We start from the raw sequence: 20,058 nt of genomic DNA on the forward strand, positions 1-20,058 counted from the left end.
TTAAGCCCTTTGCGAAAAAGAGAGATATTTTATTTACAAATCCTGGAAGAGCACAAATTAATTTAATATTGGTTCTTTTTTGATGTTTTGCTTTCTCCACTATTATATACCAACTTATTATCTTAAACACAAAAAAGTCCCACACCAGCCAATTAAGGCTAGTGCGGGACTTTTTTGTGTTGTCCAAAATTGCAACTTTTGTAGTTAAAAATCAATTTTAACTGCCGTATCAAGGTTAATATCTGACAACTATATACCTATTTTACATTTTTAACGTTTTTTATTATTTAAGAAGATAAACCCAGTTTTGAACTATATAAAGTGTTTATATTTACAGATTCATCTGAAGAAAATATTTTTTGTATAATCTGAAACGAAAGACCCTTAGCTGAAAAATTACTATTTTTTCTTTTAGCCTCATTTATTTCGAGCCTAAGTTCCTTATCAGTCTTATTCATAGCTCTTAGAACCTTTTGTAAATACTCTTCATCACTTATCAGGCCTTCTTTGTGTTGCTTACCAAGTTTTCTAAGATAGTTAAATTTGGGTTGCGAATATTGGTTTAAATTTGAAATAAACTGTTGTACCACACCAAAACTACGATTTCGTTTCATAAAAAATGTGATATCATCTTCGGATACAAACTCTATATCTGTTTTTTTTAGGGTATTAGTCATAATTTTTTTAAATTTCTTTGCTTCTTGTTTATTGGAATTAATCTTTTTTGCCAACTCTTTTTCTGACATTCCGGAAATTTTTTCGGCTGTTTTCCTAAAGAGCATATTTATAACTTCAGTAGTGCTTTGAATACTATTTTTTTGCTTTTTTTTAGAAATACTCATACTAATAGAGTCTTTTATAACAAATAAAGTAGTATCTATATCCCCTAAAAAAGCGAAAACAACAATAAATACAGCCAAGCTAACTAAAATAAGAGAAAACATAAACATAATGGAAACAGCCAAAATATCAATTAACATTTATTTGTCCCCCTTATCCGTATAAGATATAAAAGTCCAGCATATTTTATCCAAAACACCAACAAAAAAAATAAGTACTCCATCTAACAACGTCATTATACCACTAAGACTTTTTAAAATGTCAGAAAAGGTTGAGTCACCCGGAACATTTGATACCAGTTTAAAAACAAAAACAAGTCCTAGTAATCCGACAAAGAACAGCGCTTGGATACAGAAAGCTAACCACCTTATTCTCATTTCAGGATGATATTTATGCATAGCACTATAAAAGCTTAAATGCATTGCCAACTTAAACATCGTTTGAACACCAAAATTGACAATCGCAAAGTAACGCATAGTAAGACTAGACGTGTCTATAAAAGCAAAGAACATCCAAATCATGCTAATGAAATAAATTAAAAGATCCAGAAAAAAATCAGTAGTTTTATTTAATTCCTTTTCCTCCTGTATTTTTTGTGCATTGTTTATGCTTGAATATTCTTCTCTTAATTGTTTTCCAACTACTGAATCAGACTGTTTTCTATGCTTCATTAACATGCTCCCCCTGAAAGACTACATTATAGAAAGTATATCATATTAACGTAACTTAATTGAAATCACATTACAAAAACACACCAGACTACTTTTTTATCATTAAATATCATTTTGCCTAACTTCTAAATTTTACTCATCTTTACAATTAAGTAACTTTAGTCTTAAAAATCCCCGCACTATTAATCGAATTTTTTCACTTAATCATCAGTTTATTGCCTGGGTAAATCGTACTGTAAATGGATTTCTCATTCTGACTGGCCAACGTGTACACGTTCATGCCGTTCCGTTGGGCAATCGACCACCATGAATCACCGTACTTGACTGTATAATACGTGTGAGAATAACCAGCTTTAGAATACCACCTGCCAATTGCCAGTAATGTAGTTTCACAGTAGTGAGTATTAAAGTTGCACGATTTCTCATGTATTCCTATGATAACAGTGGAACCTACTAATATCTGTTTTCCTCTTTCGCTGAGATACTTTCTCTTATGTATTAGCCATCTACCTTTACAGCAGGCGGCTTTTTACGCAAAAAATTCCCCACGCCGAAGCGCAGGGGAATTAATCAAGTTATAACTATCATCTAGAAACTACACTAGAGACAATTAATATTATACTTATTACTTGCTATTCTGTAAAGTATTGTAGTTATCTAATTAGCTATATTGACAGCTAATAATGCTAAATCTAAACTCTCACTAACAAAATATACAGGCAAGCAACACAAAAAAATCTTCCACCCATCAAGCAGAAGATTATCCTCATCACTTCCGGCACCACTAACCGACAATCTTGGGGGGATTTGAAAGCTGTGATACTAATAACAGGACAAGGGACATAATAACACTTGTCGGTTTATATCACAATACCGAAAGTAATCTATAGAAAAATATTAATAAGTCCTTGTTATATTAATCAGGTTTAATGTATAATAACTGTGTTCTTTATTATCTTAGGAGAAACAGAACACCCATTTTATTTATTTAAACATTGGGCCAGTCTTGACTGGCTCTTTTTTATATATTTTGTTAACAAAAAATCCCCCACGCCGAAGCATGGGGGACTAGAACAGTTCACGATTATTATACTACTTTTTCTCCTGATTGTGAGGCGGATTCTGACGTCGTTTCAGTGTTAGATGATGCAGAACTATTCACTACAGCGACTGTGGACGTTGGTGTTTGCGCTTCGTCAGCAACTTTATTAGCCGTCGCTTCAACTTGGCTTTCCTCGTCACTTTTAACTGTTGGTACTGTCACTGTTTGAACGTCAGTAATAACGCCCAGCATACCGAGGATCGTTAATACGGTATTCAATACTGCGATAATTGCTGACCAGTCACCAGTAAACTTAATGCCAAACATGGCAAAGATTTGTTGAACCAAAACGATCAGTAACGAAATAATTCCAGCGATCAATTTACCATTCAAGCTTCCATCAGCATTCTTAAAACTAATTTTTCTCATTTCTTTTGGTTTCCTTTTCATATAGATGTTTAAATTCCATGTCATGACCATCTAGCCGGCCTTCTACCTTAATGACCCGATTTTCAATCGCATTCATTGCTTCAGCATTTTGCTGCCTCACTTTTAAACTTTCATCGGTAAAATGGCTCAGCCGCTTGCCTAAATCGTTAAGCGGGATACGGACCGTCTTATTTAGAATCCAATTAGCTAGTACACAAATACTAGCGACAATGGCAACAATTGATCCCCATTCATCCCAGCCTAATCCTAATAGTGTATGCAATTACCGCACCACCAATCGCTGGCCAGGATAGATAGTGGTGTAAATCGTCTTGCCGTTCTGACTAGCTAATGTAGTCATATTTAGGCCGTTGCGTTGTGCGATTGCCCACCAGCTGTCGCCAGACTTGACTGTGTAATACGTGTGAGTTGCACCACTCTTTACATATTCCAGCGTATTACTTGCCGGGCCAGTTGCTAGATAACCATACCCATGTGAACGTGGTTGACGCACCCAACGATAGCCACCTTGAATAATGGCCTGGTCCGTCTTAACCGTGGTTCCAGCTGGCAAAATAGTGATCGCATTTGATGACGTTGACGCGCCTGTGCGCAGCTTAACCGCAGTCTTGAGTGTGTAGGTCTTCGCTTCCTTGACCCACTTGGCTGACGTAGATGGCTTGGAAGTGTTTTTGTTGGCTCCCTGGTTGTTGGCCTTAACCGCATCCTTATTGGTCGGTTTGACCGTTGATTTTTGACCAGCTGTGTAGTAATCAGTATAAAGTTGACTAACGTCAAACCCACCGTAACTAATCCGGAAATGGGCTGACCCAGACCATTGCCAGGCATTGTTATTCGTATACCATTTCTGACCAGACATGACATAGGGGTAGCCAGCAACCCACCCTGTTTTGCCCTTGATGGTCATCTTGTTGTTAGCCCATGATCCAGACGTGTAAATGTCGGCCCGATAACCAAACTTCTGAATCTCTTTCATGAAGGCGGCATTGTTGCGGTCATTGGTTGCTTGTGACAAGATTCCTTGTTCTTCAGCCGATTCTACGTCCGTTGCCAATACTGCGCCCACCGGTAACCCGGCCGCTTTGGCTGCCTGACCAGCATAATCAGCTTCGGCAATCGCTTGGGCCTTAGTTTTATAATGGGCAAAATGATAGCCGTTGACGTATAAGCCAGCCGCTTGACCATTAGCGATATTGCTAGCAGCATAGCCATCTTTGAAGGTTGTGCCTTCACTAATCTTAACGGTGAGGGCCTTAACACCAAACTCGTTACGCATCGAAACATACTCAGCGGTACTCATATAGCCGTTGTTATTCGACACATCCACCATATCCATGCGAGCAGCCTGACTGGTAACATTGACCATTAAAAAGGCCATAAAAATGGCGCCCACCGTTAAGATGAGTGCCTTTAACTTGTGCTTATTCAATTGTCTACCTCCTATTTGTCATTCCTGATTGAACGGTCAAAAGCGTCCTAAAATACACTGGCCTAGTCGTTTTAACTTATTAATTTTCAATTCACCATCTCTTCAAAGTTCATCTTTCACTTAATACTTATGATGTTGGCAATTCATTCTTAAGAATGGATTGCAGCACACTCTGCGCCTCCGACATCGTAACATCGTCTAACTTCTTATCTGAAAAATCTGATTCAGTGGCAGTAACATTCGCATTCACATATGTGCCAGTTTCAGACTGATTAAATTGAGTGGATACCGATGAAATCTTGCCAGCAGTAAAACTCCACCCACCATTAACTGCAATTAGAGAGTCAATTACTGATGGAATCTTATCCACCGCACGTTTGGATAATTCTTTTTTGGTTAGATCATCGAAAGTTTCATCTTTAGCTAAGTCTGTCGGATAAATAGTGACATTTGCCGTAATAGTTACTCGACCTTCTACTTCGCCACGAAGACCTGCAATTACAGAACTCGTATTACCAGTGCCATCGATACTATAAGAAATGCTAGTGTTTAATAATTCCATTGTTATTCCCCTTTTCCATATGCTTTGTCAAACTGATCAAATACCAATGCGTATACTAGAGCTGTTTGACCTTCCAGCTCATACGGATAGTCTTCAAGTGCATGATACAAAGCTTTCATTCGTGCAGAATATGAGCTAATTTCAATGCTTACAGGTTCGTCCACCAATTGATCAAACTCTTTTTGAGCTTCATCCATGGTATAGTCATCTTTCAGAATTAGAGTCTTTTTGTCTTCCTTATAAACAAAGTTCCCATCTTTATCCGTTTTAAAGAAATTCTTTTGGGTTGCTAATTGGTCAGCGTTAAATTGCTTATTAAGATCCTCTAGATGCTTAATTAACCACGTCCGCCCAAGCGAAGCTCGGCCTTTAAGCTTGAACTCTGATAAAGTATTGCCGATGGTTACTAGTTGTCCATTTGTGAATGTTACTACTTCTTTTCTTGCTGTCATAATTGACTATACCTCTTTCATTTGTTTGACTTCATTTCTAATTCAGTTATACGATCCCGATAGTTACGAATCAATGGGATAAGAGCTAATGCGACCCGGTCGTATTGAATACCCCGGACGCTACCATTATCATCGTACTCGACAAGTTCATTCAGACCAGCGTCGTCCAGATCATCAGCAATCATTCCGAAATAAGTTTCTGGAGTTTTAGCATTAGAATCACGAGTTTTTTCTAATACTTCTTCTTTGTCTTTCCAGTGTGCAACTGGAACTTCTAGAAGTTTATCACCCAGCTGGGTCTCAAATGTTCGAACAATGTCGGTCTTGTACTTAGCAGCGGAATTCGACGGAACTAATGCCCCATCGGGAGCCAAATAAGCATTCGCACCATGAGATGTTGTATGGGTACTCTTTAGATAAATATAACTAGCCTGCATACTAATGTTAGAACCATGCAAACCGGTGCCTGCGTGACCAGGATCACCAACTCTTATATACGGTGATAGTCTTATGCCATCAGTGAATACGCGACCACCAGATATAAGCACACCCCGTTCGGCGCCACCAATCTTAGTTACTTGCCATCCGCTGGTTGAGTGCCCTCCAGAAATACCTGAGAAACTTTCTTCTCCCATTGGCGAAGTAAATATATTGCCGTCATTATGCTGGTGAGTAACTACAAAATAGTCACGGGCCCAGAAGGTTGCCCCGCCCCAAGATGCCCCCGCCATAGCGTTACTGATACGAACATATGGGGTTTTTTGCTGTGAAAATAATTGTGGTTCAATCATTTGAATTTCTCCACCCGATATGAACACACGATTATCCTTGTTAGCAACTGAGATATACTTACTATTAATGTTAATGTCAATCGCGTTATCAGATGAATGGATACGCCCTGCTTGGAACTCAACATTACCAGTGTTCAGATTAATTGATAAGTTACTACCTTTAATCGTACCGGTTGTTATATTGTTCGCATTCAAATTGATTACATTTATATGTGCAGCATTGATGGTTCCTGCAGCAATTTTATCAGCACTTAGGTTCTCAATCATGCCGTCCTTAATGACAGCATTATCAATATAGGTAGCAGCCGTAATATGCAGGTTGTTACCGTGTATCTTAATTCCTTCAGGAGAGATATTAATTGCGTTAATAATCCCATTCTTTTCAACACGAAGAGCAATCCGGTCATTAGTTTGAAGGATAGCAGAATATGCGTGCTGAAGTTCTGCACCAGTTGTAATATCAGGAACATAGGCCGCAGCTTTATCTCCTTGGTTGAGCATTGGGCATATCATCGCAACATGACCACCACCATGAACACGAAATGAAAGGCAAACAGTTTCAGTTCCATCCGGAGGGATGACATTTTCAACTTTAATTAGTTCCAGTCCACGGCTGTTTTTATGCGTTTCCTTGTATCCAATACGAGCGCCCTTAGTGTCGTAAAATTCAACAATAATCATCGCATCGATGCCAACGTGATCAACATTTATATAAGCACTAGCCGACCATGGAGTTGAGGTGTCCAGCCCAATAACAATTTTTCTTGAGAACAAATTATACCAAGTATTGGTATCTGTCGTTGTTGGTTGATTAATACAAATACCTTGGTACCCGTTAACCCATGACCAAGCAAAATCTGACTTATACCAAGTTGCAGTTGTCCCACCAGTCCAAGATGTTCCATCCATATAGTCATATTGGAATTGTGAGTTAGTTACAATATTTCTTTTGCCAAAGGTATTGACCTGCCCTACAACAGAAGTTATCTGGTTGCTCAATTGCTCTACCTTGGATTGATAGGTGCTATTATCCACTTTGCCACGAACCGTCGTTTGAATGGCGTCCACAGTTTGCGAAATGCTTGAAAGTGCTGTGATTGTCGCATTGTCCAACGGACTAGTGGAATAATCAGTTGCGTTTGAACCTAACTCTAGTTTCATATTGGAGAATGTAATAGTGGCTGTCGAAGGCACATTATCAAGGCGGAGATAAACACCTTGTTGCGAAAACCCATTCAGCTTGATGGTTGCCACATAATGTTTCTTTGTGGTGCCAACAGTACTATCAATATACCCCATCCAAGTTCCACCGTCTGAGTTACCATTATTTTGGATAGTAAAGTTCGCAGAAGCCGTAGAAATAGCATCAAAGCTTAGAGTTACTGTAGTTCCTGCTTCTAATCTTCTGCTTAATGCGTACATTTGATATGCCTGGTTAACTTTATTGGCACCTGTTACAACGTATGGTTTATAGGTTTTCAATAACAAGTTGGTTCCCACAGCACTATCTTGAACCTGCTGCTGAACGGTCATCAAGGTGCTACTGAAGGAACTAGATGTTGCTTGCAACTGGCTAATATCATGCTTATTCGTGTTATTGTCACTGCTCAAAGAATCAAAGCTAGCAGATAAAGACTTAGTAGATGCCTGAAGCGTACCAATGTCAGTAGTGTGTTTACCGATAGTATTGTTAACAGTCGTAAACTGAGCTTTAAACCCACTGGAATCGGCTTTAAGATCATTGATACTGGTTGTATGCCCATCGACGGTACTCTTAACACTGGATATGGTACCGTTAATTCCGTCAGAAGTTGTCTTAATCTGGGTCTGAGTCCAAGTCTGGGTGGCGTAGCCGTTAAGGTCCTTCTGCTCAATTTTCTTGGAAATATCAGCTTTCATACTATCCACAGTTTGGGAAAGCTTTGATACAGCTGTGACTGTTGCATTATCTGCTGGATTAGGGCACCAATCAGTAGCTAGACTACCTTTTTCCAGCTTAAGATGACTTACAGTCCCGGTTCCAGAACCAGAAAATTGAATATATCCATTAGCAGATTCAACGCTTGTTATATTTTCTGGTACTACAAATGTTGATGATATTCTTCCTGAACCTGAACTATTAGTAGAAGGGATATTATACCAAGGACCAAAATAGCGTGTGTTGCTATCCGTAAATAGTTTTACTTCCCAACCAATACGGTTTTTAGCACTTCCTGCGACAAATCCTTGATATTCATAATCAACTGAGATCGTTACAACTTCTCCTTCTAGCCCTTTAAGTAGAGATAGAAAATCATCATTGTTTTCATTTGAAACGAAACCACCTGTAAATGTTCCGGTTAAAATTTTATCTGCAGTACCAGTTAATAGGTTAGTCCCAACAGCGCTGTTTTGAACTTGTGTTTGAACAGTTTCTAAGGTAGTGCTGACTTCTGTGGCAGTCTGTTTAAGTTGACTAATATCGTTCTTATTAGTACCATTATCAGTCGTTAACGTATTAAACCCAGTAGTCAATTCCTTGGACGTCGTTTGTAAAGTACCAATATCAGTGGTGTGCTTACCCAGAGTATTATTAACAGTCGTAAACTGGCTCTTAAATGAACTTGAGTCAGCTTTAAGGTCATTAATACTGGTAGTCTGACTGTCGACAGTACTCTTAATACTTGACATGGTTCCGTTAATACCATCAGCAGTCATTTTAATCTGATTTTGAGTCCACGTCTGGGTGGCGTATCCATCCAAATCAGTCTTGGTCAGTTTTGTAGCTAAGCCATTCTCTAATTCAGCAATGGTCATAGTCGATCCGTCAGTTAGTGTCTTATAACTCTGACTAACTGCCCCGGCAATTTGCTTGGCATCTTTAGAATCAGCGGCAGCAGAAGAAGCCTGTTTAACTGCAACACTAGCGTCACTTTGAGCACCAAGTGCACTAGCTAAGGCACTCTCTGCTTTTTGGTCAACTTTTCCGAATTCCGAGGCTGTAGAGTTTGCTTTAGCAACTGCGATACTAGCGTCGCTTTGAGCACCTACTGCTTGATCCAGTGCTTGATTAGCTAGTGCATTTGTATCATCGTACTTGGCCGCAAGCTGGTCAGCCTTATCACTGGCCGCTTTAGCTGCATCTGTACTAGCCTTAGCTTCCAGTTCCACTTGGTCAACTTTTGCTTTCACTTCTTCCCCAGTAGCGTCCGACACAGTAAGTACCCATTTACCAGTTCCATCTGCCTGACGCTCGTAAGTCCACAATTCAACTTTATTACCGTTCTGCTTGTACCAGATATCGTTAAATTTAGCTCCGTATGGCGGTTCAGTTGTATCTGTACCATAGATATAGTTACCCGAAGCACCTTGCCGTCCACCTAAGTCAGCAACATATTGTGATAGCTCGCCTCGCCAAGCATAGCTACTACTAGAGGTTGAGGTCTGATCTGCTTTAGAAACAGCAGACAAACTGCCATCAAACGTCATAGTATAACCATTATTAGGCACGTTGAACTTGTTGCCTTTAGTATCCTGTAGTGTTAGCCAATCGCCAGCTTCTATTGCAGGATTGCCAAACCAATTCAAACTGAAAGGGTAGAAGGTCAATCTCTGTAACTGTTGCCATATTGATGTTAAGCGATCCATTGTCATCAAACTGTTGGTGAGTTTAATCTGTGATCCTGACGTTGCCCCTACTTGAAGCGTGTTTGTAGTTTCGGTACTCTGACCTGTTGAATCCGTAGTAGTCGTTGTGACCTCACACTGAATACCGCCAATTTTGTATGGTGCTTCATTTTTCGTTAAGCCACCTTGTTCGTATTGGCTCGGGTCTAATGTATAATCTGGCTCTGCAATCGTTCGAATTGTTAATTTGCCGTCCCTATCAAACGTTACAAATCCTGCATAAAATTGAGCAATCATACCAATTGCATTTCGATACGTTTGACCGGTAATAGCACTCGGTAAGTCAACTTGTACAGGCAAACGACTAATGTCAGTTGTATTAAGCAAAACGCCAGCCAAATTTGCAATTTCTGCAATCACACTGGTCATTTTCGCAGGGTAAGTTAACTTAGAAGTGTAGGTACCCTCCAATAGACACATCTGGTCATATGCCTTAATTGTTGTCTCATCGTTGTTTCGGTCCATTTGAATGTCATCTGATACGATAAAAAGACCAAGCGAGCTATACTCATAGCCATTAGATGTTTTTATACCAATCTTAGGCCATACCGTCATGCCAGGTTTAAGTCCTTCAATTAAGTGCGAAAACTTAATTGTCACGCTGTTTTCATAATTCGAGCCAATACCAAACGTATCTCCAGTATAGCCACCTGCGTCATATGAAATGGATGCAACATCTGTCGTTTTATAGTCAATCTTGTTAATTGTGACAACTGCATCCAACGTCCGTTCAGTTGCCTTCCATGCAACAAGGGCTAAATCAGATTGCTTAATCATTAATTTTCACCCTCCTACTGTTCAATGAAATCCATTGAAACATTTTGCCAAATATAATCTGATGTCACTGGATTAAGTGTATAAATCGGTGCAGTCCGATCACCAACATAAAATGTTTTGGTCACTACTGCACCTTCTTGTGGGTCTAAATAACTGCAAGAAAAAAACTGTCCAGAGACAGCTTTTAGTATTGTGCTATTCTCGACCAGTGTTAGCGGCCCCCATTTTACTGTTAACTTGCGTTTGATTGCGACACGGTCTCGATGCAAAAGCCCATTCGCGTCACGTGATGCTTTTGCATCGATATCTTGGATTGCAACTTCTAGGGACTGTGGTGCTTTAACCACTGTCCCACCAATCTTCAGTGAATATGTCAATCGTAATCATCTCCTATAGTCTCAACATGTTTTTTCCATTCTTCTGATTTACCCCGTTAATGCCTTTAATGGCAGCATTACCGAACTTCTCATCACCAACTTGCAACGTCAAGTTCACATTGATTGGTTGGTTATTCATACTGCCGCCAACATTTGTCATTTGTAAGCCCTGTACAAGCGCGTTAACGATGCTTGTTCCAAGCTCGTTAATGCCACCACTATTCATACTCTGTGTACTTGTACTACTTGGCTGACTAGCCAGGTTGCTCATATCCATCGACTGAGTTAAAGCTGTAGGCATTTGTAGGCCATCACTGAACGTTTGTCCCATGAATCTTAGTGCCTGCCTAATCAGCTGCATTGAACGTGGCACGTTAGTCAGTGGCAAGACCATTTCTGGTCTATTCTGCTCAGCAATCTCAATCATTTGATGAGCATCAACAAGACCACCATTAGCAAAACGGCGGTGCCCAATCGGTCCACTGTGCAACCAATCAAATTTAGGCGTGCCCCAAATGACTGTGTGGCCAGCAGCATTGTAGTAATCAGAGTTGTTCAGATAAGCCAATACTTGGTCAAATGATGATCTAAAGTTATGATGTCCAGGGAAAGCAAATGCATCAAATGTTGACTTGACATACTGTAGTGGTCCACCTGCAGGATTACCAGCTAGCGAGTTCACATCAGTAATTGTCTGCGTAATATTTCGATTCCCAGTTTCTGACTTAGCTACTTCAATGATATCGTGTTGCATCTTTGACCACCGCGATTTAGGAACTTTGGTCATCTCTAGTGCGCGACTAATCATTGAATGAGTGATTGATCCACCATTTGGTCCTTCGCTCTCGCCGTATTCTTTGAGAATCTTACCGACCCAACTTTTAGCGCTATCAACACTAAAATCCACCATACTTTTAGCAACATCTAGCGGATAGCCGCCTAAACCGGTAAATTTAACAAACTTGTTCATAGCAGCTTTCAATACTTTTTCAGGGTGCGTGACATCGTCCCAAATATCACTTGCCGTATCTTTCACACCATCGGCAAAACTGCCTACACTGTCCCCTATACCACTGAACAAATCACCAAAATTTGGCATGCTAAAGTTGAAACTTGGCAAATTGAAGTTACCGATACTTGAAAAGTCAAAATCAAAGTCTCCAATACCACCAGCATAGCGTGGCACCATTGCTGTTGCTTTACGAGCCGTTTGTGCCGCATTGAGAATTTGAGTTCCTCTTGGAAGATTGACCATCATATTGCGAACGGCTGGGAAAAGACCTGTTCGTCCATTTGGTAACTTGTATGCTTCACGATACTTATCACCAACCTGATCATTAACGATTGCTGGACCACCTTTATGGCGACCACCAGTTGCAAATGAAGGCACGCTCCAGTGGCTCAATGATTTTGCTTTGCTGGAGGCGCCTACGTGATTGAGAATCCATTTAATGCCATCGATAACGCCATTAACGGCTTTTCCAATCGTACCAATAATTGCATTAGCAACATCCGCAGAACCCTTTTTTACAGACTTCCAACCAGATGAAAGACCGCCACCAATTTTACCGCCTAAACCACCGGCCCATTTTGCAATTGTTTTACCCGTACCAGTTCTAAACGAGGCAACCCAATTACCTAACTGAGTACCGGCTCTTAACGCAGCCGTCCTAGAACTCCCCATTCCAGAATTAGTCTTCGAGCCTAAACTTCCAGCCCAACTAGAGACAGTCTTACTTGCGCCAGTTCTAAAGTTATTAACCCATGAACCTAACTTACTACCCGCATTCTTGGCTAATCGTTTGCCATCTTCAACTTTAGTATTAACATTACTACCAATATTTGATGCCCATTTTCGAATACCGACGATTGCACCTTTAGATTTGCTCGTAAACTCAGACGTCCAGTTACCAATCTTTTTACCCGCTTCTTGAGCAGCCTTTTTACCATCAGAGACTTTCTTGTGAACACCGTTGCCAATATTCGATGCCCAAGTGTTAACAGTTCTCTTAGCACCGCCAACAAACCCAGTAGTCCAATTACCAATATTCTTTCCTGCTTGTTGGAAATCCTTCTTAGCATTAGTTATATGGGTCCCAACCTTTTTACCAACACTCTTAGCCCAATCGGAGGCTTTACCCGGTAATTTCGATGCCCATTTAAGAATATTCTTACCTGTTTTTGTATCTTTAAGGAACCAGGAAGCAATCGTGCCAACCGGATTAATAATAAAACCAATTATTTTAGTCCAATTTTTAGAGATCCAATCGATTGAATCTCCAAACCATTTGGTTATATTCTTCCACACAGAATTACAAAAATCTCTAAATTTCTTATTATGTTTGTATAGCGCGACGAATCCAGCAACTAATGCAGCGATAGCCAATACCACTAATGCTACTGGATTCGCGTCCATAACTACATTCAATGCAGCTTGACCAACAGCAGCCAGTTTAGACCACACAGACCAACTCTTGAGCGCCTTCCAACCATCTGCTAATGCAGTAGCATAATCTGACCACTTCATTTTTGCAAGCGACCATAATGTCTTCACGCTGCCAACAGCTTCTTCTAGCTTATCAATTCCAGTAATCCCTTTAAAAAAGTCTCTGAGAACATGCCCTTTACCACCAATAATAGCCGCTTTGTCAGCTAATTTTCCAAGTAGTCCTATTCCATTACTTAGCCCCGTCATTGTTACTTTAAATGCAAACATAGTTACTAAGACTTTCGCCATTGCTTCAACGGCCGTATGGTGTTTATCTACCCAACTGGAAATCCCACCTAATGCATCTGCTAACTTCTTAAGCATGCCAACGATAACTCCACCAGTCCACTTTGCTAATGGCTTAAGAAACGAATCCCATATCCATTTAAAGGCTGGCTGTGAAGCTTGAATAATGCTGTGTACTAATTTAAGTGCCGCAGATAATGCATCAAAGAACGTTGGAATTAAATTGGTAATCGTGTATTTGGCCAATGGTAACAGGATATTCTGATATCCCCAATCCAAACCATTCCATACGTCTTTGACTACTGGTCTAATCGCTTTTAGTAATCTATCAATCGATTGCAGTAAGGGCGTAAAGTCAAGTTTAGAAGCCCACTTAACTGTTGCTCCTGACATGTCATTTAACGCACCCAACATGTCATTAACCATACCGAGCAGCGTTTTAAAAATAGATGTACCAACGCCACCATGTTGCCAAGCCTTATCAAATTGACCGCCAAGTGCACTAATAGTATTAAAAATATTTGTGAATATCTTGTAGAGATTTGATGCAATCTTCTCACCCGCACCACTATTCCAAGCATTACGAAATGCTACTGCAATATTATTAAGCACTTTTATTACAGCGTTCAATGCATTTAAAATTGATTGAATAAGCTTGGTACCAGCGTTGCCATGATTCCATGCATTATCAAACGCCTTAGCGATATCACCAATCAGCCCGACTAAATTTGTCACCAGCGTAATGAGATTGGCAAAAATCCGTTCGCCCAGATTGCCGCCATTCCATGCACTACGGAATGAAGTGGCAATATCATGTATCAGTTTCAATACATTATTTAGCGAATTAAAAATGATTTGGACTAGCTTAGTACCACGACCGCCGCCACCTTCCCATGCTTGTGAGAAAGCTTTGGCAATATCGCCAATAATATTAAGCATGTCTGCTAACAATTGTAAGATAGCTTCTACTGTTTTCTGACCAGTACCGTTATCCCATACATGCATAAACGATCGCCCAACATCGCTTAGCGCTCGTTCAACCTCTTTCCAAGCATATTTAGCTGCATTCACTACTGACTTACCCTTGGCATCCCAAGCTGCCTTCATTGGGTCAAACAGCTCACCTAAAATTTTTTGCAGTTTTTTAGCTGCATCAGTTGCACTGTTGAATGACTGACCTAATGGTACGCCGAAATTGACACCATCATCGCCAGCTCCAGCATCAGTACCATCCGTCGATTGCAGTGGTGTACTTTCCGGTGCGTTTTGTGTTGGTGTTGAGTCTGGTGCCGTTTGTGTTTCCTGTGGAGTAAAAGTCTCTTTAGGCTTTTTATCGTAAGAGTAGTCTTCAGCATCATTGCTCTTATCAAGAACATTCAGTTCATCAAATCCCATCAAAGATTGCATGAGCTCTTTATTCTTTTTCTTGGTTGCTTCCATTGAGGCCTGGGACCGTTTATTTGCAGCCTCAATTGCTGCATTAGCAGCACGAACCTTGGCCGCACCTTGTTTGTTAGACTCAGCAATTTGTCGATTTGCTTCACGAACTGAGGCTGCTTGAGCTTGATTTTGAGCGCGTATTTGTGCATTAGCCTCACGAACCGACTTTGCCTGGGCAGCGTTTTGCTTTCGAATCTCTTCATTAGCTTTCTTAACAGACGCAGATGCTTTACTAGAAGCGGAGGCCGTATCATTAAGTGCCTTAGACTGCTCATAAAGCCCCTGCGCACCTTGCCGGGCTTTAGAGTAACTCATACCCGTTAGTGCTGATGTGAACTGTGCCAACCATGATGTGGCTTTAGATAATGATGACATTAACGCATTCACAGCCGGAAGAACAAAGTTATAAATCGGATAGAATGCTGTCAGTAAATTGACCTTGATTTGATTCAGACTACTTGCAAACTGCGCGTTCGTCTTAAATGCTGTCATCATCCCAGTAGCAAGTTGCGTCAAGCCTTGGTACAGCAACCCAAATACGATTAATTGTGATGGGAGGTACTTCAACTGCTGGACAATGCCGCCCAGTGCCCCGCTGGTCCGCCTAGCACTAGAAGAGGCTTTGTTCATTGAAGAACTACTACTATTTCCAAAATTACGTATCCGGCTTGTGGCACCTTGAATACCGTTGCTAATGCGACTGAACCAATTAGAAGGCCCCTTACCGGAACCTGATGCTTTATTCATTGCGCTACTTGCCGCACTGCCGAAACGATTATACGAACCTGCCGCTCGTGTAGCAGCCGTCCCGGATTCACCCATCTCAGTATTGAGCTTACCAATTACAGATTTAAGTTCGTCACCACGATCAGAAACATAAGCATAGCTCTTGTTCAGACTATCATTGGAATTAATGAGCTTGTTCATCTTATCGCGTGTGCTCATGATGCTCTTTTCAAGTGCCGTGCTTTGCTTGGTCAGCCGGTCGCTGGCACCCATCGTCTTCATAGAATCCTGAACATCACGATAGGAGCCCTGCAACGCCTTCAACTGACGCCGATAGGTTTCAATTTTAACTTCGTTTTGATCCATAGCTTTAGAAATCTGCCGTAGTGAGTCCGGCACCGCTTTAAATTCTTGTCGCATTGATTGGGCTAGGGCTTTAGCTTGGTTTTGATAACGCGTCATCTGAGCTTGAGCGGACGCAACCTGATTATCAATTTTAATTCCTTGCGTCCCATTCTGTTGAGCGGTATTCAAGGACGTTTTTTGATTCATTAGGTCACGCATCTTGGCTTGAGCAGCTCGGGCCTGATCCATCTTTGCATTGATATCACTCAGCATGGCCTGTAGGTCCTGTTTTACCTTAATCCGGCTACCGGTAAACATCTTGCCAGCATTCTGGTTGACCTTACTAGCCCCGGTAGATGTCGAGCTACTCATTCGTTCGAATGCAGTTTTGATAGTCTCGTTCAACCCGGACAACTGGTCTTGCAACTTTTGAACACCTTTAGAAACGTCCATCGACTGCTCGGTCTTGTCCATACCGGACTTCGCACTATCAGCGGTCTTCCCCATCAATTTATCAATCATCGGTTGAACCTTGGCAAACTGTTCTTCCATTTGTTCGGTGTTCACTTTAAATAGCATTTCAATTTCTTCAAGTTCCACGTTGTTTCCCCCTTCCTATGTAGTTTTTTTGAATTTTCGGGCTGTCTTAATCTTTTGCGACTGTTGCATTAACAGTAATTGATCCTGCTTCCATTCTGGCTCTGCTACCGATTTAGTCACCGTTTTAATAAATGGATATGCCTCTTCAACCGATGGCATTTTGCTAGGGTCATTCAAGGCAAACGCCATCATCTCAGCCTGCTTATGGTCCATTACTGCTCTCATCCGCATATCATCCATACGGTTACGATTGTTCGCAATTATTTGTACCATCAACTCACCGAAATCAAGCTCCCAAAAGCGATCAGAATCAATCCCTGATTGTACGGCTAACGGATAAATAGCAAGCAATAACTCGGAAACCGTCCGATAGTTATTATTTAGAATGTCGTCTCTGTTGTCGGTTCGCTGTCCAGAGTGACCTCCGATTCCGTATTCGTCTTCGAAGCCGAAGCTGTCTTGCCGAAAAAACCTGATTCTTGGAATAAATCTGTTAACACTGTAAATAAATCCATTGGGGCATGGCCTTCATCAAAATATTTTTCAAAAGCAGCAAAAATGTCGTTATCAGTAACTCCGTGAGTTTGGTTCGCTCCTTGCAATACGATAAGCATTTCATTCAATGGTGGCAATTTCATTCCGCCATCCGCACTCATAAAGAGCGACATCATAGATTTACCCAAGCGTTTTTCAATATTCAAAACATCACGGCCTGTTAACTTCAATTCAAGTTGTAATCCACCCATTTCAAACTTCTTAGTTGCTTTCTTTACTGTCATAACGTAATTCCTCCATTTTTATTATTCGTCTCATATCAGCCAGCTGGCTTACTCGTCTCTTACTCAAGTTATTTACTATCTGGATAAAATATAATTGTTCTAGGCTCCGGCGCTACTACTGGCCGTCGCAAAATCTGGACCGTCTGACACGATAATTGAAATCGTGTATTCAAGCGCACCGTTGACGGCAACGTTACCCATCTTGACTGTATATGAGCCAGTGAAAGTAGCGGTCATACCATCTGGATAAGTTACCTGCCATTTATATTGCTTGTTGTCACCATTGTGCGTTAAGGCCGTCGCGAAGTTAGCCCCCTTATACACAAAGGTGAATGCGAGCGTTGACGTATTTTCAATCCCAGGCACCGACTTCTTTTTCGTATCTGACAAATCGGTCACATCAATATTTTCTGGATCTGAACCCATGTCAGGAATTGTCTTAACACCGCCAATTTCTTCGAACTTAGTCCCATCCGTTGACATTTCTAATTTAGTTCCAGTTCCGGCAAGCCCGGCACTAGCATCTGCTGCAAATCGTTGTAAATCAAATACAGTTAACTTCTTTTTCAATTTCAATCATCCTTTCAACTTTCAAATACGCGATGACTCACATTATCAACTACACCAGTGAATCGCAGTACAGTGCGATTCACGCCCGCTAAATTGCTATCACCAACATCACTAGAAAAGCCCATATCACCAAACGATGACATGAGCTTATTCGTAATAATTGTCGTACTTCCTTCTTTTAAAAACAGATCAATCGTAATAGTCCATGCTGTCTGCAATTCTTGCTGATCAGCGTCACGAAAATAGGCCTTATGTGACGTGTTGTAAACAGCTGTTGGGAACACAGTCAGGCTGTCTGGATAAGTAGTTGATACCTGCTTAATTTCTGGTATAGCCATTAACGATTGATAGACTAATGACTTAACATTAACGATTACCATCAACTGCCCCCTAACTTGTGATGCAGAGCCGTCTCCACACTGGTCTTAATTATTTCTGGAGCTTCTTGACTAGCTTGTTTAACAGCTGGTGTCATGAATTGCCGGGCTGGTTGCCCGTTCGTGCGATAAAATTGCCGACCATTAATTTCAACTTTGGGCATTCCGTACAATTCATTGAGATCTGTATCAACGTCATCTGCTGGAATAAACCACGGTGTTTGCCTATACATGGGAGTAAAGCCATCAGGCAAGTCTTTCTCGGACTCTTCACCAACTCGACCAGTACCAAGTTCACGGAACAGTGCTACTGGATCATCTGACCAAACGCGACCAACAATCTCGCCATCTTTGTTAACGACCTCATATTTAATGCTACGGACTAGCTCACCATTGCCATATTTAACACTGGATTGTAGCTCTTTGACAGCATAACCCTCAGCCTTTTCAACGACATCGAACGTAGCATCCCAAACAGCGTCGTGCACTACCTCAGGAAGTTTGCCAAGCTGTGCCTTCAATTTGTCATAGCCTTTCCATTCAATCTCAGTCATTAGACCCATCATCTCGATTGCATTGCTCCAAAGTGATATTCTTGTGCGTACTAAACGTTTGAATTGAATTTATAACGTAATCAGGTTCATCATCCTTATCAACATTGACGCAAACTCCCCAATTCTCTTGCTGACCCTCATTGATGTCATCACCCTGATACTTGCCAGACTTGATGTACTTGAGCTCCTTGCCCCAAAGCTGCGCATTAACAGCACCGCCTGCAGCTTGAATATTCATTTTTACCGCTATAGGAGTACTCCATCCCGCCGTAATGACATTGCCTTCATCATCTTTACCGGCCTGCCTCTGTCTCAAATAAACAGTCGTGAGACCTGTTAGCCTAAGACGCATTAGAATCGCCTCGTTTTCGCAACACGATAGGGCGCTAATGCAGTTTTAATTATGTTAGGTAGTCCCAACTCAAACGATTGAGAAACACCGCCCTCTGAACGAGATGCTTCACCTTCTGTCCCTTGCTCGTTGTACATGATAATGGCAAGACGTTTTGCCTGAATTAGAATCGGTGTTGAGAGCGTAGACTGGGTATAATCCAAGCACGTTTGAACAGCATCGTCGAAGATATCATCAATCATTGCAGCATCCGGCGTATCTTTCTTAACACCCAATCGCGCATACAGTTTTATCAATTGTCCCGCCTTATCCGGTGGGCTTGGCTTAGCCATATTGTCACCCCCTATTCTTCATCTTCAGTTTCTGACTCAGTATTATCGGTGGTTTTCTCATCCTTCTGCTTATCAAGACAAACAAAAAGCTCATCATTGAACGCGTCTTGCGCAATGTTGAGCTCATCACCTTTTTCATATCGAGTATCCTTGTACCGAACCGGGAAATCTTTAACGCGAACCTTCATTATC

At 41.1% G+C, this 20,058-nt stretch carries 18 protein-coding genes and 1 pseudogene; all 19 read right to left on the minus strand.

Going from position 1 to position 20,058, the window contains the following annotated elements; genetic code table 11:
• Positions 1–287: 287 nt before the first annotated feature.
• The 19 genes and pseudogenes from LP667_RS10520 to LP667_RS10610 all read right to left on the minus strand — a co-directional run bounded on the left by LP667_RS10520 (position 288) and on the right by LP667_RS10610 (position 20,054).
• Positions 288–980 carry a hypothetical protein gene (locus LP667_RS10520; protein WP_033611965.1) on the minus strand — a complete coding sequence of 231 codons (693 nt, stop codon included), beginning with the start codon at positions 978–980 and terminating at the stop codon, positions 288–290.
• Entirely contained in the window at positions 981–1,511 is a 531-nt protein-coding gene (locus LP667_RS10525) for a hypothetical protein (protein ID WP_033611966.1), read from the minus strand.
• Positions 1,512–1,707: 196 nt separating this feature from the next.
• Positions 1,708–1,857, minus strand: a pseudogene (locus LP667_RS17050) (LysM peptidoglycan-binding domain-containing protein); the annotation flags it as partial.
• 741 nt (positions 1,858–2,598) lie between these two features.
• Positions 2,599–2,982, minus strand: a complete 384-nt coding sequence (locus LP667_RS10535; RefSeq protein WP_033611967.1) for a phage holin — start codon at positions 2,980–2,982, stop codon at positions 2,599–2,601.
• On the minus strand, positions 2,969–3,265 hold the full coding sequence (locus tag LP667_RS10540) for a hypothetical protein (RefSeq protein ID WP_027821934.1): 297 nt from the start codon (positions 3,263–3,265) through the stop codon (positions 2,969–2,971). The genes LP667_RS10535 and LP667_RS10540 overlap by 14 nt, the downstream gene beginning before the upstream one ends.
• The gene (locus LP667_RS10545; RefSeq protein ID WP_033611968.1) at positions 3,266–4,432 is read right to left on the minus strand and encodes a GH25 family lysozyme; all 1,167 of its coding nucleotides are present in this window, start codon (positions 4,430–4,432) and stop codon (positions 3,266–3,268) included. It abuts the gene before it with no gap.
• Between the two features lie 127 nt (positions 4,433–4,559).
• Positions 4,560–4,994, minus strand: a complete 435-nt coding sequence (locus LP667_RS10550) for a hypothetical protein (RefSeq protein WP_044431346.1) — start codon at positions 4,992–4,994, stop codon at positions 4,560–4,562.
• A 2-nt stretch (positions 4,995–4,996) separates the two neighbouring features.
• The gene (locus LP667_RS10555) at positions 4,997–5,446 is read right to left on the minus strand and encodes a DUF1617 family protein (protein ID WP_044431348.1); all 450 of its coding nucleotides are present in this window, start codon (positions 5,444–5,446) and stop codon (positions 4,997–4,999) included.
• A gap of 17 nt (positions 5,447–5,463) precedes the next feature.
• Entirely contained in the window at positions 5,464–10,680 is a 5,217-nt protein-coding gene (locus LP667_RS10560) for a gp58-like family protein (RefSeq protein WP_056988504.1), read from the minus strand.
• Between the two features lie 14 nt (positions 10,681–10,694).
• The gene (locus LP667_RS10565; RefSeq protein WP_033611971.1) at positions 10,695–11,057 is read right to left on the minus strand and encodes a DUF6711 family protein; all 363 of its coding nucleotides are present in this window, start codon (positions 11,055–11,057) and stop codon (positions 10,695–10,697) included.
• Positions 11,058–11,070: 13 nt separating this feature from the next.
• A complete protein-coding gene (locus LP667_RS10570) occupies positions 11,071–16,902 on the minus strand; it encodes a hypothetical protein (protein ID WP_056988503.1) in 5,832 nt (1,943 codons plus the stop codon).
• A gap of 15 nt (positions 16,903–16,917) precedes the next feature.
• On the minus strand, positions 16,918–17,253 hold the full coding sequence (locus tag LP667_RS10575; protein ID WP_224272090.1) for a hypothetical protein: 336 nt from the start codon (positions 17,251–17,253) through the stop codon (positions 16,918–16,920).
• A gap of 29 nt (positions 17,254–17,282) precedes the next feature.
• Positions 17,283–17,681, minus strand: coding sequence for a DUF6096 family protein (locus tag LP667_RS10580; RefSeq protein WP_056988502.1), 399 nt, complete (start codon positions 17,679–17,681; stop codon positions 17,283–17,285).
• 99 nt (positions 17,682–17,780) lie between these two features.
• Positions 17,781–18,257 (minus strand): phage tail tube protein, encoded by a 477-nt coding sequence (locus LP667_RS10585; protein ID WP_080499809.1) that lies wholly within the window; start codon positions 18,255–18,257, stop codon positions 17,781–17,783.
• Between the two features lie 8 nt (positions 18,258–18,265).
• Positions 18,266–18,631, minus strand: coding sequence for a hypothetical protein (locus tag LP667_RS10590; RefSeq protein WP_033611975.1), 366 nt, complete (start codon positions 18,629–18,631; stop codon positions 18,266–18,268).
• Complete coding sequence (locus LP667_RS10595; RefSeq protein ID WP_033612159.1) at positions 18,631–19,182, minus strand: HK97 gp10 family phage protein; 552 nt, start codon at positions 19,180–19,182, stop codon at positions 18,631–18,633. The genes LP667_RS10590 and LP667_RS10595 overlap by 1 nt, the downstream gene beginning before the upstream one ends.
• Complete coding sequence (locus tag LP667_RS10600) at positions 19,175–19,534, minus strand: hypothetical protein (RefSeq protein ID WP_056988501.1); 360 nt, start codon at positions 19,532–19,534, stop codon at positions 19,175–19,177. The genes LP667_RS10595 and LP667_RS10600 overlap by 8 nt, the downstream gene beginning before the upstream one ends.
• Positions 19,534–19,866, minus strand: coding sequence for a phage head-tail connector protein (locus LP667_RS10605; protein ID WP_056988500.1), 333 nt, complete (start codon positions 19,864–19,866; stop codon positions 19,534–19,536). The genes LP667_RS10600 and LP667_RS10605 overlap by 1 nt, the downstream gene beginning before the upstream one ends.
• An 11-nt stretch (positions 19,867–19,877) precedes the next feature.
• A complete protein-coding gene (locus tag LP667_RS10610; RefSeq protein WP_056988499.1) occupies positions 19,878–20,054 on the minus strand; it encodes a hypothetical protein in 177 nt (58 codons plus the stop codon).
• Positions 20,055–20,058: the final 4 nt, after the last annotated feature.

Source organism: Lactiplantibacillus paraplantarum, assembly GCF_003641145.1.
Lineage (GTDB): Bacteria > Bacillota > Bacilli > Lactobacillales > Lactobacillaceae > Lactiplantibacillus > Lactiplantibacillus paraplantarum.